This is a genomic window from Mesorhizobium sp. B2-4-12 (genome assembly GCF_006441575.1).
Classification (GTDB): domain Bacteria; phylum Pseudomonadota; class Alphaproteobacteria; order Rhizobiales; family Rhizobiaceae; genus Mesorhizobium.
Window position 1 is genome coordinate 121,859 of the sequence record NZ_VFVC01000004.1, and the last position, 24,552, is coordinate 146,410.

General features: G+C 64.7%; 25 protein-coding genes. 13 read left to right on the forward strand and 12 right to left on the reverse strand.

The window, feature by feature from the left end:
* Positions 1-19 precede the first annotated feature (19 nt).
* On the reverse strand, positions 20-934 hold the full coding sequence (locus FJ934_RS04140; protein WP_140607386.1) for an aldose 1-epimerase: 915 nt from the start codon (positions 932-934) through the stop codon (positions 20-22).
* A 106-nt stretch (positions 935-1,040) separates the two neighbouring features.
* Between FJ934_RS04140 and FJ934_RS04145 the strand changes: the two genes are divergently transcribed.
* The 8 genes from FJ934_RS04145 to FJ934_RS04180 all read left to right on the forward strand — a co-directional run bounded on the left by FJ934_RS04145 (position 1,041) and on the right by FJ934_RS04180 (position 9,244).
* On the forward strand, positions 1,041-1,784 hold the full coding sequence (locus FJ934_RS04145) for a FadR/GntR family transcriptional regulator (RefSeq protein ID WP_140607387.1): 744 nt from the start codon (positions 1,041-1,043) through the stop codon (positions 1,782-1,784).
* Positions 1,781-3,508: an IlvD/Edd family dehydratase gene (locus FJ934_RS04150; protein WP_140607388.1), complete on the forward strand. Its 1,728-nt coding sequence runs from the start codon at positions 1,781-1,783 to the stop codon at positions 3,506-3,508. The genes FJ934_RS04145 and FJ934_RS04150 overlap by 4 nt, the downstream gene beginning before the upstream one ends.
* Positions 3,509-3,519: 11 nt before the next feature.
* Positions 3,520-4,299, forward strand: a complete 780-nt coding sequence (locus tag FJ934_RS04155) for an SDR family oxidoreductase (RefSeq protein WP_140607389.1) — start codon at positions 3,520-3,522, stop codon at positions 4,297-4,299.
* A gap of 31 nt (positions 4,300-4,330) precedes the next feature.
* Positions 4,331-5,329, forward strand: coding sequence for an AraD1 family protein (gene araD1 / locus FJ934_RS04160; RefSeq protein WP_140607390.1), 999 nt, complete (start codon positions 4,331-4,333; stop codon positions 5,327-5,329).
* Positions 5,330-5,380: 51 nt separating this feature from the next.
* Positions 5,381-6,403 (forward strand): ABC transporter substrate-binding protein, encoded by a 1,023-nt coding sequence (locus FJ934_RS04165; RefSeq protein ID WP_140607391.1) that lies wholly within the window; start codon positions 5,381-5,383, stop codon positions 6,401-6,403.
* A gap of 71 nt (positions 6,404-6,474) precedes the next feature.
* Positions 6,475-7,578, forward strand: coding sequence for an ABC transporter ATP-binding protein (locus tag FJ934_RS04170; protein ID WP_140607392.1), 1,104 nt, complete (start codon positions 6,475-6,477; stop codon positions 7,576-7,578).
* Positions 7,575-8,447, forward strand: a complete 873-nt coding sequence (locus FJ934_RS04175) for an ABC transporter permease (RefSeq protein ID WP_140607393.1) — start codon at positions 7,575-7,577, stop codon at positions 8,445-8,447. The genes FJ934_RS04170 and FJ934_RS04175 overlap by 4 nt, the downstream gene beginning before the upstream one ends.
* A complete protein-coding gene (locus FJ934_RS04180; protein WP_140607394.1) occupies positions 8,444-9,244 on the forward strand; it encodes an ABC transporter permease in 801 nt (266 codons plus the stop codon). The genes FJ934_RS04175 and FJ934_RS04180 overlap by 4 nt, the downstream gene beginning before the upstream one ends.
* Positions 9,245-9,281: 37 nt before the next feature.
* On the opposite strand, the gene FJ934_RS04185 is transcribed toward FJ934_RS04180, so the two are convergent.
* The 7 genes from FJ934_RS04185 to FJ934_RS04215 form a co-directional block, all read right to left on the reverse strand.
* The gene (locus FJ934_RS04185; RefSeq protein WP_140607395.1) at positions 9,282-10,664 is read right to left on the reverse strand and encodes an FAD-binding oxidoreductase; all 1,383 of its coding nucleotides are present in this window, start codon (positions 10,662-10,664) and stop codon (positions 9,282-9,284) included.
* Between the two features lie 226 nt (positions 10,665-10,890).
* Positions 10,891-12,150 carry an ABC transporter substrate-binding protein gene (locus tag FJ934_RS04190; RefSeq protein ID WP_140607396.1) on the reverse strand — a complete coding sequence of 420 codons (1,260 nt, stop codon included), beginning with the start codon at positions 12,148-12,150 and terminating at the stop codon, positions 10,891-10,893.
* A 48-nt stretch (positions 12,151-12,198) separates the two neighbouring features.
* Entirely contained in the window at positions 12,199-12,621 is a 423-nt protein-coding gene (locus tag FJ934_RS04195; RefSeq protein ID WP_140607397.1) for a DUF4440 domain-containing protein, read from the reverse strand.
* 4 nt (positions 12,622-12,625) lie between these two features.
* A complete protein-coding gene (locus tag FJ934_RS04200) occupies positions 12,626-13,681 on the reverse strand; it encodes an aldo/keto reductase (RefSeq protein ID WP_140607398.1) in 1,056 nt (351 codons plus the stop codon).
* On the reverse strand, positions 13,678-14,031 hold the full coding sequence (locus tag FJ934_RS04205; protein ID WP_140607399.1) for a TIGR04076 family protein: 354 nt from the start codon (positions 14,029-14,031) through the stop codon (positions 13,678-13,680). Before FJ934_RS04205 ends, FJ934_RS04200 begins: the two co-directional genes overlap by 4 nt.
* Before the next feature lies 1 nt (position 14,032).
* The gene (locus tag FJ934_RS04210; protein ID WP_140607400.1) at positions 14,033-14,515 is read right to left on the reverse strand and encodes a DUF3830 family protein; all 483 of its coding nucleotides are present in this window, start codon (positions 14,513-14,515) and stop codon (positions 14,033-14,035) included.
* The gene (locus tag FJ934_RS04215) at positions 14,512-15,246 is read right to left on the reverse strand and encodes a GntR family transcriptional regulator (RefSeq protein ID WP_140607401.1); all 735 of its coding nucleotides are present in this window, start codon (positions 15,244-15,246) and stop codon (positions 14,512-14,514) included. The genes FJ934_RS04210 and FJ934_RS04215 overlap by 4 nt, the downstream gene beginning before the upstream one ends.
* A gap of 128 nt (positions 15,247-15,374) precedes the next feature.
* Here FJ934_RS04215 and FJ934_RS04220 point away from each other — a divergent pair, with 128 nt between their 5' ends.
* Genes FJ934_RS04220 through FJ934_RS04240 form a run of 5 tightly spaced genes read left to right on the forward strand, consistent with a single transcriptional unit; the run spans position 15,375 to position 20,125 of the window.
* A complete protein-coding gene (locus FJ934_RS04220; RefSeq protein ID WP_140607402.1) occupies positions 15,375-16,175 on the forward strand; it encodes an ABC transporter ATP-binding protein in 801 nt (266 codons plus the stop codon).
* Positions 16,172-16,939 carry an ABC transporter ATP-binding protein gene (locus FJ934_RS04225; protein WP_140607403.1) on the forward strand — a complete coding sequence of 256 codons (768 nt, stop codon included), beginning with the start codon at positions 16,172-16,174 and terminating at the stop codon, positions 16,937-16,939. Before FJ934_RS04220 ends, FJ934_RS04225 begins: the two co-directional genes overlap by 4 nt.
* Positions 16,936-17,844, forward strand: coding sequence for a branched-chain amino acid ABC transporter permease (locus FJ934_RS04230; protein WP_140607404.1), 909 nt, complete (start codon positions 16,936-16,938; stop codon positions 17,842-17,844). The genes FJ934_RS04225 and FJ934_RS04230 overlap by 4 nt, the downstream gene beginning before the upstream one ends.
* Complete coding sequence (locus FJ934_RS04235; protein ID WP_181165507.1) at positions 17,841-18,824, forward strand: branched-chain amino acid ABC transporter permease; 984 nt, start codon at positions 17,841-17,843, stop codon at positions 18,822-18,824. The genes FJ934_RS04230 and FJ934_RS04235 overlap by 4 nt, the downstream gene beginning before the upstream one ends.
* On the forward strand, positions 18,821-20,125 hold the full coding sequence (locus tag FJ934_RS04240; RefSeq protein ID WP_140607405.1) for an FAD-dependent oxidoreductase: 1,305 nt from the start codon (positions 18,821-18,823) through the stop codon (positions 20,123-20,125). Before FJ934_RS04235 ends, FJ934_RS04240 begins: the two co-directional genes overlap by 4 nt.
* Positions 20,126-20,147: 22 nt before the next feature.
* Here the strand turns inward: FJ934_RS04240 and FJ934_RS04245 are convergent, their stop codons facing one another.
* Genes FJ934_RS04245 through FJ934_RS04260 form a run of 4 tightly spaced genes read right to left on the reverse strand, consistent with a single transcriptional unit; the run spans position 20,148 to position 24,488 of the window.
* Positions 20,148-20,804: a GntR family transcriptional regulator gene (locus FJ934_RS04245; RefSeq protein ID WP_140607406.1), complete on the reverse strand. Its 657-nt coding sequence runs from the start codon at positions 20,802-20,804 to the stop codon at positions 20,148-20,150.
* Positions 20,805-20,820: 16 nt separating this feature from the next.
* Positions 20,821-22,131 carry an aspartate aminotransferase family protein gene (locus FJ934_RS04250; RefSeq protein ID WP_181165508.1) on the reverse strand — a complete coding sequence of 437 codons (1,311 nt, stop codon included), beginning with the start codon at positions 22,129-22,131 and terminating at the stop codon, positions 20,821-20,823.
* Positions 22,132-23,190 carry a phosphotransferase gene (locus tag FJ934_RS04255; RefSeq protein ID WP_140607407.1) on the reverse strand — a complete coding sequence of 353 codons (1,059 nt, stop codon included), beginning with the start codon at positions 23,188-23,190 and terminating at the stop codon, positions 22,132-22,134. It lies immediately after the preceding gene.
* Complete coding sequence (locus FJ934_RS04260; protein WP_181165509.1) at positions 23,187-24,488, reverse strand: ArgE/DapE family deacylase; 1,302 nt, start codon at positions 24,486-24,488, stop codon at positions 23,187-23,189. The genes FJ934_RS04255 and FJ934_RS04260 overlap by 4 nt, the downstream gene beginning before the upstream one ends.
* Positions 24,489-24,552: the final 64 nt, after the last annotated feature.

Here is a 24,552-nt window from a genome sequence, read left to right on the forward strand (position 1 = left end):
CGCCTTGAGCTACCGAGCGTCAAATAGCCAGTGAGGGCGTGAAGCGAACGCTGGCGGATCGCATCTGACCGGGCGCCAGCACGATGCGGCCGGTCTCCTCGCCGCCTGGCCGGTTGAAGGCATCGGTGATGTTGCTGACCGGCTCGGCGCAAAAATACGGCTCGCCCGGCGGCGTATAGAGGACCAGGAAATCGAGCGGCGCCTCGGCCTCGATGTCCAGTTGCCGTCCCTGCTCCGGCCAGGAGATCCGGGCGCGGCGGGTCCATCCGGTGAAGACCGTGTCGAAGTCCAGCTCCGACACGTCAAAGCCAGTGGACGGATCGGCCCCCGCCGGCGGCAGGACGTGGCGCGTTGGCAAGACCTCCGCATCCGTTTCCCACATGCCGGACACCGGCGCCTGGATGTGCGTCCACGGCGTCGACGGAAAATAGGGATGGAGCCCGAAGCCGAGCGGCATCGGTGCATCCGACAGATTGCGCACCGTGACGGTCACGCAAAGCCTGCCGTCGGCCAGCAAGATTTCCTGCTCGGCCTCATAGCTCCATGGCCAGGAATCGGCGGTGTGGCGATAGCGCAAGACAACCGCGCCAGCTTCGTGCCGCGCGACAGTCCATGGCCTGCGCCAACCATGGCCATGCTCATGATGCGGATCGTCAGGGGCCGTCGGCAGCTCAACGATGCGTCCGGCGAATTCGAAGCGGCCGCCCCTTATGCGGTTGGAGTAGGGCACGAGCGGAAAGCAGGCCATGGCGCCCGCATCGCGGCGATCGATCGCCGCCGGATCCGCCGGGCGTAGCCAATCCACGGCAGCGTCATTTCGCCACCAGCGATACGACGCCAGCGCGCCGCCGGTGGCCGGAGCAATCTCTGCCGTCGCTAGGCCGTCGCCGATCGAGACCAGCTCCGTGTGCCGCCCGGTGGAATTCTTTGTCATCGCCATTCCCTCCCTTGACTCCCGTCGTCATCCCTTTAAAACATATCATATGAATAGTATGAAGAATAGAAAATCCTTTAGCACGGCGCGCGCGTCGAGGGTCGCGGTGGCGGTCTCCAGCGGCTCCACCGCGCTGCACGCCACCGTCGTCGAGCAGATCGGCTTGCGCATCGTGCAGGGCGACTTCCTGCCTGGCGAGGCCCTGCCCAACGCCGACGATTCCAGCGAGATGCTGGGCGTCAGCCGCACGGTGCTACGCGAGGCGATCAAGGTTCTGGCGGGCAAGGGGCTCGTCGAATCGCGGCCAAAGACCGGCACACGCGTGCGCCCGCGATCCGACTGGAATTTCCTCGATCCGGATGTTCTGTCGTGGCGCTATGCCGGCGGCGTCATCGCCGAGGATGTCCGGGCGCTGTTCGAACTGCGCCGCGCCATCGAACCGATGTCTGCCGCGCTCGCCGCCCAGCGCGCAACCCCGGCGCAGATCGCCGATATCCACGCCGCGCTGGCCGAAATGGAAGCACTCAGCGACGACGGCGACCGCTTCGCCAAGCCCGACCTGGTGTTCCACCAGACGATCCTGCGCATGACCGGCAACGAGTTGATCGGCTCGCTGGCGGCGCTGGTCGAAACCGCATTGGTAATGAGCTTTCGGCTCTCCAACGACAATCCGGAAGGGCAGCGCCATTCCTTGCCGCTGCACCGCGAGGTGGCCGAGAAGATCGCCGCCGGTGACGCGCCCGGCGCGCAAAAGGCACTGCTGGTGCTCATCGACAATGCCGAGGACGATGTGCGCCGCAGCGTCGAGAACCGCAACAAACGCCGCAACGACCGGGGCCAGCAATCGTGACCGAGACCAAACGCAAACTGCGGTCCGAAGCCTGGTTCGGCGGTGAAGGCAAGAACGCCTTCATGCACCGCAGCTGGATGAAAAACCAGGGCATACCCGCCGATGCCTTCGACGGCCGCCCGGTGATCGGTATCTGCAACACCTGGTCGGAACTGACCCCCTGCAATGCCCACCTGCGGGCGCTTGCCGACCACGCCAAGCGCGGCGTCTATGAAGCCGGCGGCCTGCCGCTGGAGTTTCCGGTGATGTCGCTCGGCGAGAGCAATATGCGCCCCACCGCCATGCTGTTCCGCAATCTGGTCAGCATGGATGTCGAGGAATCCATCCGCGGCAATCCGATCGACGGCGTGATCCTGCTTGTCGGCTGCGACAAGACCACGCCGGCGCTGCTGATGGGCGCGGCGTCCTGCAATCTGCCCACCATCGCCGTCTCCGGCGGGCCGATGCTCAACGGCAAGTTCCGTGGGCAGGATATCGGCTCGGGAACCCATGTCTGGAAATTCGCCGAGGACGTGAAGGCCGGCCGCATGCAGGTCGCCGACTTCCTCTCAGCCGAGCAGGGCCAGAGCCGGTCGGCGGGCAGCTGCATGACGATGGGCACGGCGTCGACCATGGCCAGCATGGTCGAGGCGCTCGGCATCGGCATGCCGGACAATGCCGCGATCCCGGCGGTGGATTCGCGCCGTGGGGTGCTTGCCCAGTTGGCCGGGCGCCAGATCGTCGACCTGGTCCGCCGCGACGTGACGATTTCGCAGATCCTCACCAGGCAAGCCTTCGAGAATGCCATCCGCGTCAACGGCGCCATCGGCGGATCGACCAACGCGGTTCTGCACCTGATCGCCATCGCCAACCGGATCGGTGTCGATCTCGGCCTCGATGATTGGGATCGCCTTGGACGCGACGTTCCGACCATTGTCGACCTGATGCCGTCGGGCCGGTTCCTGATGGAAGATTTCTACTATGCCGGGGGGCTAGCTGCGGTCATGGCGTCGCTTGATGAAGTGGGGCTTCTTCATCGTGACGCCATGACCGTCAGCGACAAGACGATCGGCGAATTGATCGATGGCGCCCCCAATTACAACCGCGAGGTCATCCGGCCGCTGAGCGAGCCGCTGACCAAGGAAGGCGGCATCTCGATCCTGCGCGGCAATCTGGCGCCCAATGGGGCGGTCATCAAACCGTCGGCGGCAACGCCCGAACTGATGCAGCATCGCGGCAAGGCGGTCGTCTTCGAGAACATCGAACATTACTACGCCCGCATCGACGATCCGGGTCTGGATATCGACGCCTCGTCGGTGATGGTGCTGAAGAACTGCGGACCCCGCGGTTATCCCGGAATGGCTGAGGTCGGCAACATGCCGCTGCCGGCCAAGCTGCTCAAGCAAGGCGTCTCCGACATGGTTCGCATCTCGGACGCGCGCATGAGCGGCACCGCCTACGGAACCGTCGTATTGCATGTGGCGCCCGAGGCCGCAGCGGGCGGCGCGCTTGCCCTGGTGCGCGACGGCGATCTCATCGAGCTCGATGTCGCCGGGCGCCGCCTGGAGCTGCTGGTATCGGAAGAGGAACTGGCGATCCGCCGTCGAGACTGGAAGCCGCCGGCGCCGCCTCAAGGCGGCTATCAGAGCCTCTATGTCGAGCGCGTGCTGCAGGCCGACAAGGGCTGCGACTTCGACTTCCTCGTCGGCCGGCGTGACGCCGGCATCCCCCGGCATTCCCACTAGAGAGGCACGCGATGACGGATCAGATCGGCAGCTACGCGACCTATCCCAGCCTCAGGGACCGCAGCGTATTCGTAACCGGCGGCGGCAGCGGCATCGGCGAAAGCCTGGTGCGCCATTTCTGCGCGCAAGGCAGCCGCGTCGCCTTTGTCGACCTGGCGGAGGAGCCTTCACGGCGCCTGGTCGAGGCTATCGCGGCCGAGGGGCATGCCGCGCCGCTGTTCATTCCCTGCGACCTGCGCAATGTCGAGGAACTGCAGGCAGTCACGGCGCAGGCGGCACAGCACAACGGCCCGATCCAGGCGCTGTGCAACAATGCCGGCAATGACGACCGCCACCAGACCAAGGACGTGACACCAGCCTATTGGGACGACCGCATGGCGGTCAATCTGCGCCACCAGTTCTTCGCGGCCCAGGCGGTGAGGCCGCAGATGAGCGCGCAGGGCGGCGGCTCGATCATCAATTTCGGCTCCATCACCTGGATGGTCGGCGATCCCGATTGCCCGGCCTATGTCACCGCGAAAGCCGCGGTCTACGGCATGACGCGGGCGCTGGCCCGCGAGCTCGGCCCCGAGCGCATCCGCGTCAACTGCATGGTGCCCGGCTGGGTGATGACCGAGCGCCAGATGCGACTGTGGCTGAACCCGGCCGGCGAACGCCAGATCGAGGAAAGGCAATGCCTGCCCGACCGGCTGCAGCCCTCCGATATCGCGCGCATGGCGCTGTTTCTCGCGGCCGACGACAGCCGCATGTGCACAAGCCAGCAGTTCATCGTCGATGGGGGCTGGGTGTGACCCGGACACCCCGAAAGAGGAAGGGAATCTCATGCGTCTTGTTCAGTTCAAAATGCCCGATGGAAGCCGGCGCGTCGGCCGCGTCTCCAAGGATGGCGACCACCTGCATCCGCTCAAGGGAACGACCACCGTCCTGGAACTGGCGGAAGCCGCGATCGCGCGTGGCGTGTCCATCGCGGCGCTCGTCGAGGAGCGCACGACGGCGGAACAGGTCGACTACGGCCAACTGTTGAATGGAGGCCGCGTGCTGGCCCCCGTCGATCATGCCGAGCCGGCGCGTTTCCTTGTCACCGGCACCGGCCTGACCCACACCGGAAGTGCGGCCGCGCGCAACCAGATGCATGTGCTAACCCATGGCGAAGGTGCCGCGGAATCCGATTCCCTGAAGATCTTCCGCATGGGGTTGGAGGGCGGCAAGCCCGGCGCTGGCAAGATCGGCATCCAGCCCGAATGGTTCTTCAAGGGCGTCGGCACCTGTGTCGTGCCGCCCGGCGCGCCGCTGCCGATGCCGGCATTCGCAAAGGCCGGGGCCGAGGAAGCCGAGATCGTCGGGCTTTATCTCAACGGACCGGACGGCCATCCCTATCGCCTCGGCTATGCGCTCGGAAACGAATATTCCGACCACGTGACGGAGGGCGAGAACTACCTTTATCTCGCCCATTCCAAGCTCCGTTCCTGCTCGATCGGTCCGGAACTGCTGATCGGTGATCTGCCGGAAGAAGTGCGCGGCCATTCCCGCATCACGCGCAACGGCGCGGTCATCTGGGAACAGGAGTTCCTGTCGGGCGAGGCACACATGTCGCACTCGATCGCCAATCTCGAACACTACCATTTCCGCTACCCGATGCATCGCCGGCCAGGCGACCTGCACGCCTATTTCTTCGGCGCGGCGGTGATGAGCTACGCCTCGGGCATCAAGACGGCCTCCGGCGACGAGTATGAAATCCAGGCACCGACATTCGGCAAGCCACTGCGCAACCGGATGGTTTCGGTGCCGGACGAAGGACTGGTCACCGTCACCCAGCTGTGACGGCAAAGTCCGGAAAATACGGTCCACCAGAATGAAAATGGGAGATTAAAAATGGGACTGAAGAAACTGTTTCTGAAGATGGCGATCGGCCTGGGCATCGGCCTGATGACCTCGGCCGCATTCGCCGCCAACCTTCGGGTTCTGGCCTGGGATGGCTATGCGGACGCCGATTGGGTCAAGGACTTCACCGCCAAGACCGGCATCGGCGTCGATGTCGTCTTCATCGGCAGCGATGACGAGATTTGGGCCAAGATCAAGGGCAGCGAAGGGCAGGACTTCGATGTTTTCGCCGTCAACACCGCCCAGCTGCAGCGCTATATCAAGGCCGACCTGGTCTCGCCGATCGACATCACCAAGCTGCCCAACCAGAAGGAGGTGCTGCCGCGTTTCCGTGACCTGAGCACGGTGAGCGGCGTCACCAAGGACGGCAAGGTCTACGGCATCCCGTTCTGTTTCGACTCCATCGGGCTGATCTACGACACCGACAAGGTCAAGCCGGCGCCGACCTCGATGTCGGTGCTGTGGGATCCGGCCTATAAGGGCAAGATCCTCGCCTACGACAATGGCGAGCACAATTTCTCGTTCACAGCGCTGACGCTCGGCTACAAGGATCCGTTCAACCTGAGCGCGGAGCAGATGGCGGCGGTCAAGGCCAAGCTGGTCGAACTCAAGCGCAATGTGCTGAGCTTCTACACCACCGCCGACGAGGCGCAGCAGATCTACCAGAACAACGACGTTGCGCTGATCTGGGCCAATTACGGCCAGCAGCAGGTCAAGGCGCTACAGAAGATCGGCGCCCATGTCGCCTACATCAACCCGAGCGAAGGCGCGCTCGCCTGGCTCGACAATTGGGTGATCTCCAAGGGCGTCCGCGACAATGCGGCGGCCGAGAAATGGATCGACTTCATGCTGAGCAAGAAGGTCAGCGGCGAGCTTTCCGAGCGCACCGGCTTCGGCAACACAGTGGTCGAGACGAGCAGCGCCGGCGGCAACGACAAGCTGGTCTGGCTCAACAATGTCGAAGACCCGCTCAAGCGTTCGGACATGTGGAACGAGGTCAAGGCAACGCCCTGATTTCGCTGCCCACCTTCAAGGCCCGGCGGTTCGGACGTTCCGGACCGCCGCAGCGTAAGCGAGAGCATTTCATGAACCAGAACACCGACCTGCTGACGCTGCGGTCCGTCTCGAAATCCTACGGCCCGGTCCCCGTGCTGCACGACATCGACTTGTCGATCCGGGACGGCGAGTTCCTCACTGTTCTTGGACCGTCGGGCTCGGGCAAGACCACGGTGCTGCGGCTGATCGGTGGGCTGGAGCCGCTGACCTCTGGCGAGATCCGCCTTGAGGGCCAGGACATCAGCCGCATGCCGATCAACCGGCGGCCGTTCAACACCGTGTTCCAGGATTATGCACTGTTCCCGCATATGACCGTTTCCGGCAATGTCGGCTACGGGCTTTCGGTGCGTCATGTCCAGCGCAAGGAGATCGCGCGCCGCGTCACTGAGGCTCTCGAGCTGGTGCAGCTTGGGCGCTTCGCCGATCGGTTCCCGGCACAGCTCTCGGGCGGCCAGCGCCAGCGCGTCGCACTCGCCCGGGCGCTGATCTGCCAGCCGCGCCTGATCCTGCTCGACGAGCCGCTCGCCGCGCTCGACCTTGAGCTGCGCCGGCAGATGCAGGAATTCCTGAAATCCATCCAGCGCGAGATCAGGACCACCTTCCTGTTCGTCACCCACGACCAGGAGGAAGCCATCGGCATGGCCGACCGGATCTGCGTCATGCAGGCTGGCCATATCCGCCAGCTCGGCACACCGCACGAGCTTTACTACAAGCCGAACTGCGAGTTCGTGGCGCGCTTCTTCGGCGAGAACAATCTGGTCGCCGGAAAACTCGGGACGGTCCAGGGCGAGCAGCGACCGATCGAGACGGCGCTCGGTCGCCTGGTCTGCTCGATCAGCGGCCAGCCGCATCTGAAGGCCGCGCCGGATGGCGCCAGCGCCTTCGCGGCGTTCCGTCCCGAGGCCTTGCGCATTGCCGATGGCGCCGACGGCGACAACCACCTTTCCGGCATGATCGCCGATCTGGCCTTCGCCGGCTCGTCGACGGTCGCCACGGTCATGGCGGGGACGGACAATGCCGCGCAACGCCTGCGGCTACGCATGCCGAGCCGGATCGACGGCAGCGCGCTTAAATCCGGCGAGGCGGTCTCGCTCTCCTTCGCGCCGCATGAGGGCCATCTGGTGCTGGCATGAGCAAGGCCGGCTCGACACACGCTGAGCAAGGGCACCTGTCGCTGCTGGTGACGGTGCTGGCATTTGCCCTGCCGGTGGTCTTTATCCTCGTGCCGCTGGCGATCTTCCTGATCTACAGTTTCTTCAGCGTCGACCAGGGCACGATCGTCTACGCGCCCACACTTGGCAACTATGTCAGGTTCTTCAGCGACCCGATCTTTCTGCCGGTGTTCTGGAACACCATCGTGCTGTGTGTTTCGGTGGCCATCATCTGCATCCTGCTCGCCTATCCCGCCGCCTATTTCCTGACGACCCTGAAAGGGCGGTGGCGCTATGCCTTGCTGATGCTGCTTCTGGTGCCGCTGCTGATGAGCTACGTCATCAAGATCTATGCGATCCGCAGCATCCTCGGCCTTAACGGGTTCCTCAACAAGGCGCTGGTGGCGACCGGCACCCTTGAGCAGCCGTCGACGCTTTTCGTGTTCAACATGAACGCCATCCTTTTGACGCTGAGCCTGCTTCTGATCCCTTTCGCCATCCTGCCGATCTTCCTGTCGCTGGAACGGATCCCGCAGACCCTGCTGCGCGCCTCGGACGACCTTGGCGCGAGCGGCTTGCAGACGTTCCTGCGCATCACCTTGCCGCTCAGTCTTCCCGGTGTCGCCTCGGCGGCGAGCTTCGTCTTCGTGCTGGCGATCGGCGATTTCCTGACGCCGCAGATGGTCGGCGGCATCAGCGGCTTCACCTTCGGCCGCATCCTCTATAGCCAGTTCGGCACCGCCTATAACTGGCCGTTCGGCGCGGCGCTCTCGGTGGCGCTTGCGATCGTGGTGATCTGCGCAATCCTCATCGGCGAACGGTTCGGACGCAGCCGGGGGACCTCGATATGAGCGCCCTGCCCCGGCCTTCCACCCTCTTCCTGGCCGCGATCACGACGTTGGTCGCCGTGCTGCTCTACAGCCCGCTATTCGTGCCGATCGTCTCGTCGTTCTTCACCATCTCGCATGGCGATGTCGACTGGTCGTCGCCGACCCTGTCGACCTATCGGGCGCTGGCCGGGAACCACGACATACTGGCCGCCCTGCGCACCACGCTGATCGTCGGCCTGTGCACCGTCGTGCTCTCGGTGGTCAGTGGGACGCTGCTGGCGCTCTATTATCACGGCCGCCGCTCAGGACGTTCGGTGCTGCAGTTCATCATCTTCCTGCCGTTCCTGATGCCGCCGATCATCAGTGGACTGGCGCTGCTGATCTTCTTCCGCGAGATCGGCCTCGAACGTTCGCTACTGACGGTCATCATCGGCCATACCGTCTTTGTGCTGGCGATCGTCTATCGCACCGTGCTGATGCGGCTGCAGTCGATGAGCCGCACGCTGGTCGAAGCGTCCTTCGATCTCGGCGCCACCGGCTGGCAGACTTTCTGGCGCGTCATCCTGCCGAACCTGTCGAGCGCCATGGTCGGCGGTGCCATCCTTGCCTTCGCCCTGTCGTTCGACGAAACGATGATCACCATCCTGGTCACCGGCACGCAAAGCACGCTGCCGGTCAGGCTGTGGGCGATGATGCGGCTTGGCTTCTCGCCCGACATCAATGCGCTGGTTGCGCTGATCCTGATGTTCACCGTGCTGCTCTGCGTACTCGCCGCCCGTTTTCTGATCCCCAGGCAGATGGCGACGGAACGGGCCTGAGTTACCGAGCACCTGTCATCGCGGTAAGGCAGTCGGGTTAAAGATCGAAGATCCGTCCCGGATTGAGGATGTTCTTCGGGTCCAGCGCTGTCTTCAGCCGCCGCATCGTGGCGATTTCGGCCTCGCCGCGCACCAGATGCAGCCACTGCTTCTTGTCGAGGCCGATGCCGTGCTCGGCCGAAACGCCGCCTCCCGCCGCCGCCACGCCGCGATAGATGATGCCATATGCCGCCGCCGGGTCCGCCGTCAGGACCTGATAGTGCAGGTTGCCGTCGCCGAGATGGCCGAAGACATAGATGTCGGCGCTGGGATCGACGGCATGGATGGCGGCGTCCGCTTCCCGCAGAAAGGCGCCCATGCGCGCCAACGGGATGCTGATGTCGACGCCGATCAGGCCTTTGATCGAAAACAGGACACGATTGGCGTCCTCCCGCACGTCCCAGAGCGCACGGAATTCGCGCGGCGATTGCGAGACGACCACATCGTCGACCACGCCGTCCTCGACCGCCTGCATCAGAACCTCGGCGAAGCGCCCGCCGTCGCGTTCGGGCTCGCTGCCCTGGATCTCGGCCAGCACATAGACCGGTGAGCCGGTCGGCAATGGTGCCGGCATGGCCATGCTGCCGACCATGACGTCATAAAGCGGCGCGAAGTTGACCTCATAAGCGGAAAGTAGCGGCCCAAGCTTTTGCCGCAGCAGCCCAAGCAACGCGATCGCCGCATCGAGCGAAGGCAGCGCGCAGAAAGCGTTCACCTCGGATGCCGGCTTGGGATGCAGCCTGAGCGCGGCGCGGGTGACGACGCCAAGCGTGCCTTCCGCGCCGATGAAGAGCTGGCCGAGGTCGTAGCCGGAATTATCCTTGGGCAGGCCCTTGAGCGAGGTCAGGACACTGCCGTCGGCGAGCACGGCCTCAAGCCCTAGTACCTGCGCCCGGTACATGCCATAGCGCAGCACGCGGATGCCGCCGGCATTGGTCGCGATATTGCCGCCGACAGTGGCCGAACCCCGCGCGCCGATGTCGACGCCGAACATCAATCCGGCGCCATCGGCTGCCTCCTGCACCACCTGCAGCGTCGCGCCCGCTTCGGCGACGATGCTGGCGGCCTGAACGTCCGGAGCGGCAAGGCCGGTCATGCGCTCCAGCGACAGCACGATCTCGCCGGGCTGGACGCGCGCGCCACCAGCCAGCCCGGTGCGTCCGCCATGGACGACGACCGGCTGGCCGACAGCGTTGCATCCGGCAAGTGCTGCCGCGACACCAACGGTATCGCGTGGGCGCAGCACTACTTCGGGAAGGACGCCAAGCTTGCCGTCGGGATCGTCGCGATAGCGCTGGTCCACCTCGGAGCCAGCGAGCACGCCGCCCGCGCCCAGCCGATCGCCAAGGGCGGACAGAAGTCGTTCCGTTTCAGGCGACATCGAGCTCAGGCGTCCGTGCGGCGAGAGAGGTCGTCTCTAGCAGCAGGATGGTCCGATGATGATCCTTGTTCAACACGCTCGCCACCCTTCAACTTCGGCCGACCGACCTTATTCGTCATCGCCCGCCATGCAAGCGATATCGGCTTGTCCGCAAGCGACGGGACGAAACCTCCTACCGGCATCAATCTCGAAGAGACGAGATCGATGCTGGTAGGATGTTATCTGCTTACTGCAGCTTGGCCTGCAAGGCGTTAACATCGTCGGTGGTCATTTCACCGTCGGTGGTCACTTTGCCGTCGACAATCCTCCACAGCCGGAACGGACCGGTGATGTCGCCGAATTTGTCGAAGGCGACCGGACCGATGACGCCTTCATAGCGGATCGGCTTGCCGTCCTTGATCAGGCCGAGCGCCTTGGCGAATTCCTCCTTGCCGGCGAAGATCGGCGTGCCGGCGGGGTCGACCGCCTTGTACATGGCATCCCTGATCTTGGCCGGATCCTCGGAGCCGGCTATGGCAATGGCCAGCCCGACGATGGCGCCGGCATCATAGGAACGGTCGGCCGCCGGGTTCGATGGCTCGATGCCGGAGAACGCCTTGTAGTTCTTGGTGAAATACTCGGTCGATGCGGTCGGGCTGGTGCCGGACGACGTGCCATAGGCGTCCTTCAGGTAATCGGCGCCGACCGATTCGATGAAGTCAGGGCTGTTCATGCCATCATTGAGCAGGAATTTCTGTACGCCGCCCTGCGAAATCCAGGTGCGGGCGATGGTGGCGCCATCGACCGGCGTGCTGACCAGATAGAGTCCGTCCGGCTCGCCTCCCATCGCCGCCGTGACCTCGGAAGCATAGCTCGACTGCTTCTCGTTGTAAGGCGTGTCGGAGACGATGGTGCCGCCGAGCGCTTTATAGGCGCGCGAGAATTCGGCCACCATGTTGACGCCGAAATCGTTGTTGACGTGAATGATCGCCAGCTTCTTGAAGCCCCTGTCGATGGCGTATTTGGCCGCGGCCACGCCCTGCAGCGCGTCCGAGGTGATGGTGCGGAAGAAGATGCCGTTGGTCTTGCCCTCGCGGCCGAGCGCGGTCAGCGTCGGCGAGGACGACGCCGGCGAGACCTGGACGATCTTGGCCGGCGCGGTCACCGAGGTCAGGATCGGGATCGACACCGAAGAGATGATGCCGCCGATGATGACCGGCACCTTCTTGACCTGAACCAACTGGGTCGCGGCATCGACGGCGATGTTGCCCTGGCTCTGGCTGTCGCGCGTGTCGGTGACGAGATCGCAGCCGCGCACGCCACCGGCGTCATTGATGTCGCGGAAGGCCATTTCGACAGACTTGGCGCCGGCCTGGCCGTATTCGCCGGCGGGACCGGTCAGTTCCATGACGAGACCGACGGTGATCTTGCAGTCGGCGGCCTGCGCGGCACCGGCAATCGTGACAAGAGCGAGCGCGGTGGTGAGTTGGAGTATCGTCTTTCTCATTGTTGTTCCCCTTGAGTTTATACGAACTGGTTTGACGTCTGGAAAGTGTCAGTGTTCCGGCACCTGCAGCCAGGTTTCATGCAGATGCCGCCATTGGACGCCATTGGGCGCCGATGAACTGGTGGTGAAAACGGCACTCGACTGGCGGCGGCTATGCTTGCCGCCGCGCAACTGCGCCTCGACATAGAGGACGACGATCGTATCGCCGCCCTGCCAGCCGGGCTTGATGTCCTCGATCGAGATGGCGAAGCCGTCGTCGCATGTGGCGCGGCTGGAGCGGACGTGGTCAACCACGGCGTCACGATCGAGTATCTGACCGCCTGGTGCGATCATGGTCAGGCCTTCGCCCATGACGGCTTCGAAGCGGCCGAAATCCACTTTGTCGGCGCGCGCGGCGACGAACCAGTCGGTGAAGAAGCGGTGCAGGTCGATGACTTCGGCGCTGGCCTGCGAAAACAGCCTGTCGTCCATCGTTTCACACCCGGCCCGCGTTGAGATTATAGTGCATGATCGAGCCGTGGCGGCCATTGCGGTCACGCTCCAGTGTGTAGACGTCGCCCTCAAGACCGGCACCCTGCGCTATGACGGCAGCAATCCGCGCGCGGTCATCGGCATCGAGTTCGATATCCATGATCTTGGCGTTGGCCAGCGCGTGCGCCTGGTTGCGGGCACCGACGATGACGGCGGCCACTTGCGGCTGCTCCAGCACCCAGGCGCTGGCGATGGTGGCAATGTCGACGCAGTGACGATCGCCTACGATCTTCAACGCCTGAAGCAGTTGCTGGAACAGGTCCCAGCCGCCGAAATCATCGATGATCAGCTTGTATTTGACCAGCGACCGGTTTTCGAGCGGCGTCGCGGGTTCGGCCACATCGAGCCATCTGTCGCTGAGGAAGCCGCCCGCCACCGAGCCGTAACAGAGGAAGCTGACGCCGTTTGTCTTCGCAAGTGCGGCGAGGCTGTGCGCAGGCCGCTGGTCGAGCACCGAATATTGCAGCTGCTGGCTGACCAGCGGGATGCCGGCGGCCAGGATTTCGGCGAGCCGGGGCGTGTCGAAATTGGTGGTGCCGAGATTGCGCACCTTGCCTTCGCGCCGAAGCTCGTCGAGCCAGCCCATCGCCTCGACATAGCGAGGCTGCGCATAGTCCCACCAGTGGAACTGCACGAGATCGAGCCGCTCGGTCTTCAGCCTGCGAAGCGACTGATCAACGATGCCCCTGATATAGTCGCGGCTGATGCCGGCCAGCCGTTCCAGATCTGGCACCAGCTTGGTATGCACCTTCATCCTGGCCGCCGCATCGAGGCCGCGCTCATTGGCAAGCCGCAGGCGCGCGGCGCCGATCAGTTCCTCGACGCCGGTGTAGATGTCGGCGCAGTCATAGGTCCAGATACCGGCATCGAAAGTGGCGATCAGGTCGGTCACCGCCTGGCTGCGGTCGATGGCGCCGTGACCGCCGGCGAGTTGCCAGCCACCGCGGATGACGCGCGAGATCGCGTAGCCGGGGCCGAGTTCGAAGGTCTTGGCACTCATCTCTGTTCATTCTCCTTCGGCAGCGGCACGGCCGTGGTTTCGGCATGGCTGAACCGCCGCTTGGCCAGCCTGACGATCCGCAGCCTGCTGGCGCAATTGGGATCGGGACAGGCGATCTCGGCGTCCGAGGTCATCCAGTCATTGGCGTGGGTCGGGCGCTGCTTTGCCGCAAGCAGCGGCAGCACGGCAGCGAGCGAATAGATCGAAAAGCCTTGTCCGGCCGGCATCGACAGCATCTCGCCCTTGAGTTCGAAATAGTCGCCGGCCTTGGCGCCGCAATAGATCGGCTTGCCTTCGGGGATGACCGCCTCGACGCGAAGATCGAAGAGTTCGAAACTGTCGTCAGCCATGTCAGACCCCCATCAGGCTGAAAGTGATATCGCAGGCGCCGGTGCGGCGGATGACGCCGCAGGCGGCTGCGAACTGTTCGCGCTCCTCGGCAACCACCTGTGCCACCACGCTGCCGGCCAGCCAGCCGATCGGGAACAGAAGCCGCGCCCCTTGCCCATAGAACAGGCCGATGTCGAAGATCGCATTGGGATTGCCGCCCCACATGCGCGGCGGCACGTAGGACAGCACGATATCTCCGGGCTGCGGCGTCAGGGTGGCGTTCTCCGCCGGCAGCGGTCGGGCATAGGCCTGCCCCTCGAGATCGGCTGATGGAACCGGACAGGAAATCTCAGGTCCGGTCCACATCGCATGGATGCCTGGGACGACGCGTGGCGCGGCGAGATACGCTGTGAGGAAGTCTGCGTTTTCCGGCGCCTTCACTGGCAGCAGCACAGCCGTGACGGAAAGCTTCGAGTGTGGTTCGGTGATCCGGATGGAGGTCATGTCTGATCTTTCCCAGCCGCGGATTGCAGCTTGCTGCGCAGGAAGGTGAAGGGCCGGCTGATGTCGGCGACCAGCGAGGCGCGCGCCGCCTGTGCGTCCTGCGTGGCCAGCGCCTCGACAATGCGGCGGTGATACTGCGCGGTGTCGACCTCGCCGGCTTCCGAGAAGGCATAGATGGCGACGCGGATGCATGGCCCCGATTGCAGCCACAGGCTCTCGATCATCGGGATCAGCACGGCCGAGCCGCAGGAGCGGTAAATCTCGAAGTGAAAGCTCTGGTTGAGTGTCACTTCGCGGTCGACATCCTTCTTGTGCTTCAGCGCCCGCATTTCGTCCCATTCGGCCAGAATGGTTTCGATGGTGGCGATCTGGCGCGGACCCATGCGGGCGGCGGCCAGCGCGATCGCCTCGCCCTCGATCAGGATGCGAGCCCGCAGGAGATCATCGAGGCGATCGAGCGTGATTGGCGGCACACGCACCGAACGATTGGGCAACGCCTCCAGCGCCTTCTCCGTGATCAGCCGTCCGAGCGCCTCGCGCACCGGCATGGTCGAGGTAACCAGCGCATCGGCAAGCCCACGGATGGTCAGCACCTGGCTCGGTTCGAACAGGCCGCCGATCAAGGCGCGGCGCAATTCGGAATAGACGCGATCCTGCACGGTCTCGCGGCCGACCGGCGCAAGCTGGGCCGCGATCGCCTCGTTGTTCTTTTCGACGGCAGCCTTTTGCATGGAATTCCGTTCTCGGCCCGTTTTCGGCTTGCGGAGGAAATTAAAGCCGAATATCGTGATCAAAGCAAGCGTGATCACAAATCAAAAATCAGGAGACGGCGACGATCGTCTTCGGCCAGAGGGTCTAGATGAGCGAGGCAGCCAGACGGCAAGGGCGAGAGACCCGTGCGCCGGTGCTGACGGCAAGGAACGTCGTGCGGCGTTTCGGCGGCCTCGTCGCCGTCAATGATGTCTCGTTCGACGTCAAAGCAGGAGAAATCCTTGGTCTGATCGGGCCAAACGGAGCGGGCAAGACCACCATGTTCGACCTGCTGGCCGGCAGCATATTGCCGACCAGCGGCGACATCCTCCTGAACGGTACGCCCGTTTCCGGCGAAGCCGCTCACCTGCGCATCGGTCGCGGGCTCGGCCGCACCTTCCAGATTCCGCGCCCGCTGCCCAATCTGACGCTGATCGAAAACATCATGCTGGCGGCGCAGGGCCAGGCCGGCGAAAGGCTGCTCGCCAACTTCGTCACGCCGTGGCGGGTGGCGGCGCAGGAAGGAGCCGCCCGGACAAAGGCGCTCGAACTGCTGGAACTCGTCACCCTCACCCACCTCGCCCATCAGCCGGCGCGCGTGCTCTCGGGCGGCCAGCGCAAGCTGCTCGAACTCGCCCGCGTCATGATGGCCGACCCGGCGATCATCCTGCTCGATGAACCGGCGGCCGGCGTCAACGCGACGCTTCTGGAAGTCATCATCGACCGCATCCGCGACATCAATGCGCGCGGCATCACCTTCCTGTTGATCGAGCACAACATCGACATGGTGACTCGGCTCTGCCATCGCGTCCTCGTCATGGCGAGCGGCCAGTTGCTGAGCGAAGGAACGGCGGAAGAAGTGGCCCGCGATCCGCGCGTCATCGAGGCCTATCTCGGAGGCGCGGCGTGAGCGAGACCGTCCTTGATGTCCGCAATCTCGAAGCCGGCTATGAACCCGGCGTGCCGATCGTGCGTGGCGCTTCGATCACCGTGAGCAAGGGGGAGATCGTCGTCGTGCTCGGCCCCAATGGCGCCGGCAAGTCGAGCTTCATCAAGGCGATCGCCGGCCTCGTCCCGATCACCGGCGGCACGGTGTTGCTGGACGGCAAGGACATCACCGCAGCACCTGCCCATACCATGGTGCGGCTTGGCCTCGCCTTCGTGCCGCAGACCGAGAACATCTTTCCGCTGATGTCGGTCGAGGACAATCTCAGGGTCGCCTGCGGCATCCTCGAGCGGCGGGAAATCCCTGCCCGCATCGAGGAAATGTATGCCGCCTTCCCAGACCTCGTCCGCCAGCGCCGCACGGCCGCCGGCAACCTGTCGGGAGGCCAACGGCAGATGCTGGCTGTCGCGCGGGCGCTGATCGTCCACCCCAAGGTGCTGGTGCTGGACGAACCGTCCGCCGGCCTGTCACCGAAATTCGTCTCCATGGTGTTCGAAATGCTGGCCAGCATCCGCAGGTCCGGCGTCACCATCCTTCTGGTCGAACAGAACGCCAAGGCAGCGCTTGCCATCGGCGACCGGGCCTATGTGCTGGTCGAGGGCAAGGACCGCCACGAGGGCGTCGCCTCCGAACTTTGGAGCGACCCGGTCGTCGCCGAACTCTATCTCGGCCAGCGCCCGCTCAAGGCGGAAAAGACGTCACAGGCCGGACAGGGAGGCGCGGCATGAGCCTTCAGTTCATCGTCGACGGATTGCTGACCGGCTCGATGATCGGCCTCGGGGCCATCGGCGTGACGCTCACCTATTCGATCCTGCGTTTCTCCAACTTCGCCCATGGCGACTTCATGGCCTGGGGGACCTATGCGACACTGGCCGTGGTCAGCGCCATCGGCGCGACATTCGGCAAGGTGGCGCCGATCGCGCCGCTGTCCTTCGGCTGGCCGCTCATCGTTGCGCTGATCATTGGCATGGCATTCACCGCGCTGCTGGCGCTGCTGCTCGACAAGGTGCTGTTTTCGCGGCTGCGCTCTCAAGGCCAGGCGATCATCGTTGTGATGGCGAGTTTCGGCGCCTCCATGGCACTGCGGAGCCTGCTCGAATTCACCTTCACCTCGCGGCCGACCTATTTCAGCCGGGCCATCCAGATCGCCATGCCGGTTGGCTTCGGCATCCGCATCACGCCCGACCAGATCGCCTTGCTGCTGCTGACCGCTATCCTCGTGCTCGGCGTGCATCTGTTGATGACGCGCACGCAGACCGGCCGCTCGATGCAGGCCTTGAGCCAGAACGCGGCATTGGCGCGCATCGTCGGCATCGATGTCGCCAAGGTGGTGCGCGTCACCTGGATCGTCGGCGGCGCATTGGCCTGCGTGGCCGGCGTGATGATCGGCATTCTGGTGCAGATCCGCCCGTTCATGGGCTTCGACATGCTGCTGCCGATGTTCGCCGCCGCCATCCTCGGCGGTATCGGCAGCATCCCGGGTGCGGTGCTTGGCGGCCTGATCATCGGGCTCGCCGAAGCCGGCGCGGTGCAGCTGATCGGCGCCGAATGGCGCGCCGCCGTCTCCTTCATGATCCTGATGGCGGTGCTGTTCGTGCGGCCGATCGGCCTCTTTGGCGTGAGGGAAAGATGATCGATCTCGTCGGCTACGGGGCCTTCTTCCTGACAACCGCGCTGATCTTCTCGCTGGTCACGCTGGGGCTCAATCTGCAATGGGGGCTGACCGGCCTGTTCAATGTCGGCCTCGCCGGCTTCGTCGCCATCGGCGCCTATACGTCCGCACTGCTGACCACGCCAGATGACGCCGCAAGACTGGGCGGCTTCGGCCTGCCTATCCTCGTCGGCTGGCTGGGCGCCATGATCGTCGGCGGCCTTGCCGCGGCGCTGACCGGCGTGGCCACGCTGCGCCTCAGGTCGGACTACCTGGCGATCACCACGTTCGGCGTCGCGGTGGTCGTACAACTGGTCGCGCTCAACGCACAGAAGCTGACCGGCGGGCCGTTCGGCATCGGTTTCGTCCCGCGTCCCTTCGGCAGCCTCGCCGAAACGCCGCTGCTGTTCAACCTGTCCAACCTTGCCGTCGTCTCGGCTGTCACGCTGATCGCCTATCTCGCCCTGGAGCATCTGTCACGCAGCCCGTGGGGCCGCGTGCTCAAGGCGCTGCGGGAGGACGAACGAGCGGCGATTTCGCTCGGCAAGAGCGCGCGCTTCTACCGCGTCCAGGCCTTTGCCGTCGGCGGCGCCATCATGGCGCTGGCCGGCGCGCTGCAGGCGCATTTCACCGGCTTCATCGCGCCGGACAATTATCTGCCGATCCTGACCTTCCAGGTCTGGGTGATGCTGATCGTCGGCGGCTCGGGCAGCAATCTCGGCGCCGTCATCGGCAGCATCCTGGTCTGGGCGATCTGGGCCGGGTCGGGCACGCTGACCAGCGTGCTGTTCCCGCCGGAGCAGCAGGCGCGCGCCGCCTCGCTGCAGATCGTCGCCATCGGCGTCATGCTTTGCGTCATCCTGCTGGTCCGGCCGAACGGGCTGTTCGGCGACAGGCCACGACGGCCACGTTTCGGCAAGCGGGCGAAGCTGGCCGCGGCCAAGAGCAGTTCCAACTCATGAATGCCGTGGTCCGGCAGGAGGCGCATGGCGCCTCGCTCTGGCACGCCATCAGCCGCAGCCCCCGCGAGCGGCCTGCCCTGCATGGCGAGATCGACGTCGACCTCGCCATTGTCGGCGGTGGTTTTTCCGGCCTTTCGACCGCCCTGCACGCCGCCGGAAAAGGCATCTCGGTCGCGGTTCTCGAAGCCGAGATCATCGCCTGGGGCGCGACGGGCCGGAATGCCGGTTTCGTCGTGCCGAACTTCGCCAAGATGGACCCTGACAGCATCCTCGCGCATCTCGGACCGGAGCGAGGCGAAAGGCTGATCGATTTCGCCGCCGGCAGTGCCGACCTTGTCTTCGGCCTGATCCGGCAGCACGGCATCGACTGCGACGCCGTACAGAGCGGCTGGATCCAGCCGGCGCACTCGGCGGCGACCTTCGAAAAGGTCCAATCACGTGCGCAACAATGGGCCTTGCGGGGCCGGCCTGCCGTAACCCTGGATCGGCAGGAGGTGGAAGCGCTGACCGGCGCGCGCGGCTATGTCGGAGGATGGATGGACCGTTCGGGCGGCGTCATCAATCCGGTCGCCTATGCACGCGGGTTGGCCGATGCGGCGGAAAGGGCGGGCGCGCGGATTTTCGAGCGGACACGTGTGACGTCGGTTGATCGCATGGGCGATGGTTGGTCGCTGAAAACGCCATCGGGCTCAGTGCGCGCGGCCAAGGTGCTGATCGCCACAAACGCTTATGGCGGTCCGCTCTTTCAGACGCTGCAGCGGACCTATTTTCCGCTGAAAGTTTTCCAGATCGCGACAAGGCCCCTGCCACTCGAAACCCGCGCGCGCCTGCTTCCCGGCGGGCAGGGTGTCGGCGACACCAGGCGCAATCTCTTCACCTTCCGCTTCGATGCCGACAACCGACTGATCAGCGGCGGCATGCATATTCTGAGCGCCGGTGCCGACACGCGCGTTCCGCAAACGATCTGGCGGCGGCTCGCCGAGCACCTCGATCTGCCCGACCTGCCGCCGCTTGCCTATAGCTGGTCGGGAATGGCAGCGGTCGAACCGGATTTCCTGCCGCACATCCTGGATCTCGGCCCCGGCCTGATCGCCGGCCGTGCCTGCAATGGACGCGGCATCGCCATGACGACGGCGATGGGCAAGGTACTGGCCGATTGGGCCGCTGGAACCGACGCCGGCGACCTGCCGCTGCCTTTCGCGCCGCCGGCGCCGATCCCGTTCCACGCCCTGCTGCGGCATGCGCCCAACATGCTGCTCGGCTGGAGCATTCTGCGCGACCGGATGGACGAGACGGCATAAGCCGGCCGCGCCTGCCCTGCAATCAGCGCGCCGTGCGAAGATTTTCGGAAAGAACCGCGGCGGCCATTGCGATGTCCTGTTCGAGCGAAACCCGAACGGCGGGGCCATTGCGCTGCTCCAAGGCGGCAACGATCCTGCGATGCGCGTCGTTCGACCGCGGAATGTAGCGATCGGCCTGCATCAACAGCTTGAGATAAGGACCGACCCGGCCCCAGAGGTCGCGGATCATGTTCAACAAGATCGGCGCGCCGGCATGCTGGTAGATGGCGAAGTGGAAGGCCTCGTTCAGCGAGAGATAGGCCTTGGCATCGCCGGCCTCGATGGCGCGCTGCATACCGGCCAGCGTCGCCTGTATGTCCACCAACCCATCTTCCGTCATCAGCGACGCGGCCATCTCAGCTGCCAGCCCTTCGACCGCGATACGGATATGGGTCAGTTCCTCGAAAGCAGGGGCCGACAGCAAGGGCACAATGATCGAGCGGTTGTTCTGCATCTCGAGCAGCCGCTCGGCGACCAGCCTTTGCAGCGCCTCCCGGATCGGCGTGGTCGAGATGCCGAACGTCTCGGCGAGCTTGCGGATGACGAGCGTCTGGCCCGGGCTGAAGCCGCCTGAAATCAACTCCTGCTTGAGCGCGCCATAGGCGCGGTCGTTGAGGGTTTGATGTTCCAGCTTCAGCATGCGCGGCCCGCTCTGGTCACCAGTTCGACAAGGCGCGATCGAGCGTCTCGGCCAGCTGCTCGGCATTGTCACGGGCGAACGGCAGCGGCGGCCTGATTTTCAGCACATTGCCGCGCGGACCGCACGACGAGATCAGCACGCCATCCTCGCGCATCGCTTCGACGACGGAAGAGGTCTTGCTGGCAGCCAGCGCCTCATCGCTCCCCGCCGTCAACTCGACGCCGAAATAGAGGCCGTTGTGCCTGACGTTGGCGACCATGCCGTGGCGGCCTTGCAAGGAATCGAGCAAGTCGCGCGTATAGGCGCCGACCACCCGTGCATTCTCGATCAGTCCCTCGCTTTCGATCACGTCGAGGACAGCGATGCCGACGGCCGCGGCGACCGGATTGCCGCCGAACGTGTTGAAGTAGCCGGTGTTCGAGCCGAACGAAGAGACGAGCTGAGGCCGCACGATCACCGCACTCATCGGATGCCCGTCGCCGATCGGCTTGCCCATGGTGACGATATCGGGCTCGAGGCCGTAATTGGCGAAGCCCCACATGCCTTGGCCGAGCCGGCCGAAGCCGGACTGGACCTCGTCGGCGATGACGATGCCGCCGGCCTTCCTGACGTGATCCGCCGCCTCGCGCATGACAGAAGCTTCGGGGAAGAAAATGCCGTCGCTGGAAAAGGCCGAGTCGAGCAGCAGCGCGGCCGGGCGGATATTCTGCGCGCGCATATCCTCGATGGCGGCGGCGACATTCCTGGCGAAATCATGCGCGGCGCGGCCATGGTCGCGGAATGTGTCCGGCGCTGCCACGGTCCTGTGCTGTGCCGGCACGCCCTTGGCCCCGACCGCCGCCGGCGACAGCTGCGCGGTCGCGATCGTCGCGCCGTGATAGGCGAAGTCGGTGATGATGACGCCAGTGCCGCCACTCGAATGCTGGGCGATGCGGATGGCAAGGTCGTTGGCCTCGCTGCCGGTGCAGGTGAACATGGCGTGGCCGAGATGCGGCGGCAGGCTGCCGAGCAGTCTTTCCGCGTAATCGAGGATGATCTCGCTCAAATAGCGGGTATGTGTGTTGAGCGTGCCGGCCTGACCCGACAGCGCCTCGACGACACGCGGATGACAGTGCCCGACCGACGCGACATTGTTGTAGGCATCGAGGAATTTGCGCCCTTGAGCATCATAGAGCCAGACGCCTCTGCCGCGCACCAGATGGATCGGGTTGCGATAGAAGGCGCGGTAGGTCGGCCCAAGCAGCCTGGCGCGGCGCTCGAGCAGGGCGTGCTCTTGCGCCGAAGCGACGGCGTTTGCAGCATATGGCGAGGACTGGGACACGAGCATCTACTCCGGATTGGAATGATCGAGAAAATAACGGCGGGCGGCGGCTGACGACAGCTCGTCCAGCCGTTCGAGCGAGGTCCAGACTTCGGTGGCGAGGCGCAGGACATAATCGCGCTTGGCCGGGAAGCGCTCCGCTTGCCAGCTGGCGATGTTGGCGATGAGCGCAAGGCGGGCACGGATCAGGTCGAAAAGGATGCCGATTTCTTCTGCTTCAAGCGGCTGCACCGACTGGTAACCGGAGACGAAGCGGGCGGCGGGCGCCAGCGGATGACCTTGCGCCGGCCAGCGATAGACGGCGCCGATGGCGAGGTCGCAGATCAGCGGCGAATGGATCATGTCGCCGAAATCGAGGATGCCGCTCACCATTTCCGGCCGCGAGGCCTCCATCACCACATTGTAGGAATTCATGTCGTTGTGGACGATCTGCGCGCGCAGGCCGGGGATAACCGGCGCCGCATGCTCCTCGAAGGCGTCGATGACGCGCTCGACTATGGCACGGTGGCGAGCATCCGAGATATGCGCCAGCATCGGCCGGGTCTTCGCCACCTTGCGGATGTCCCAGAGCAGGTCGCTGCCGGCGGCCGGGTGGAAGAAGCCGCGCAGTGCCCGTCCAAGCCGGGCGAGGAAGATACCGAGATTGCGATCCTGCGCCTCCGAGGCGGGCGAGCGCGAGAGCAACTGGCCGGGCAGATAGGTGACCAGCCGGATGATGCGTTGCGGCGCTCCCTCGATGCTGACCGCAAACTGCGCATCGCCCGCAAGGCTTTTGCGCACCGAGGGGACCGGCAAGGTCGGGTCGACTGCAAGGATATGGTCGAGCGCCTTGTTCTGAAAGTCGGTAAAGCCGGCCTCTTCGGCCGGATGGGAGACCTTCAGGACGAACTCGCCCTCGCCTTCGGTCTGGATGTGGAAATTGTGGTCGCGTTCGCCCGGCAACGGACGCGCGGTGCCGGTCAGCCCGTAGTGTCGGCGCAAAATGGCCAAAGCATCGGCGATCGAAACGTCAGGCGCGTCCTCGGCGAGCGTTTCGCCGAAAGCATCGGGCACTGACGCATTCATGATCTCACCTCGGGATCGATCGGCTCGAGACCGCACCAGCCGGCGATGAACAGCGCGATGGTCTGGGTGACCTTGCGCACCGAATCGAGATCGACCGCCTCGTCATAGCCATGCGGCATGCGGCAGATCGGGCCATAGACGATCGCCGGCGTGTCGGCATAGAGGCCGAAGAAACGCGCATCCGTTGTCGCCGAGGTGACATGCTCCTGCAGCGGCTCGCCCCACACAGCGGTATGGCTGCGCCGCAGCACGGCTTCCATCTCGTCGGCGCCCTCCAGCACATAGCCTTCGGCCATGAAGCCATTATAGGTCATTTTGGGCGGGCGATTGGCCAGGAATGGATCGGCCCGGGCCGCATCGGCGATGCAGGCTTCGAGCTCGGCCCTGGCGTCTTCCAGCTTCTGGCCGGGATAGGTCGCGACCCGCATTTCGAAGACGCAGCGCGCCGGAACGCTCGACGTCCATTCGCCGCCTTCGATCTTGCCGAGGTTGAAGCGGATCGGATGGGGGTGATCGCAGAAATGCGGATCATCCACCTTGCGCGTGTTCCAGACGATTTCCAGTTGCTTCAACGCCTGGATGATGACGAAGGCCTTTTCGATGGCGTTGGCGCCGGCGGAGAAAGCGCCCGACGCATGCTGCGGATCGCCGTCGACCTCGACCCTGAACCAGATCGGCCCGACCTGTGCCCGCATCAATCTCGGTTCCAGCGGTTCGGGAATGAAGGCCGCGTCGGCACGGTAGCCACGCTGCAGGCAAGCGAGCGCGCCATTGCCGGTGCACTCTTCCTCGACCACCGACTGCAGGAACACTTTCGCGGCCGGCTGATAGCCAAGGCTGCGCAAGGCGGCCAGCGCATAGAGACAAGCCGACAGGCCGGCCTTCATGTCGCCGGCGCCACGGCCATGCATCCAGCCATCCTCGATCGCCGGATCGTAGGGGTCACGGGCCCAGCGGTCGAGCGGTCCGGTTGGCACCACATCGATGTGGCCATTGAGGATCAGCGAGCGGCCGGTCGCGTTTCGTGGTGTGTGGGTTGCGACGACATTGAAGGCATCGTCATAGGACACCGCCACCGGCGAAAAACCCGGCAGGCCGCGAATGTCGTCGACGTCGACACGCCACATGTCGACCGCGTAGCCATTGGCCTCGTAGGTCGCCGCCATGAAGCTCTGCGCTGCGTGCTCCTCGCCGCGTTGAGAGGGAAAGCGTACAAGGTCCGCCAGGAACGCGACCTGCCGCGTGAAGCCGTCGTCAACCGCGCGCAAAATGGCTTCGTCGGCAATACGCTCAGGCATGATGTTCCGCTTTCCCTATGGATGGTGTATCATATCTCATATGCCATTCCCTTGAAATGCAAGT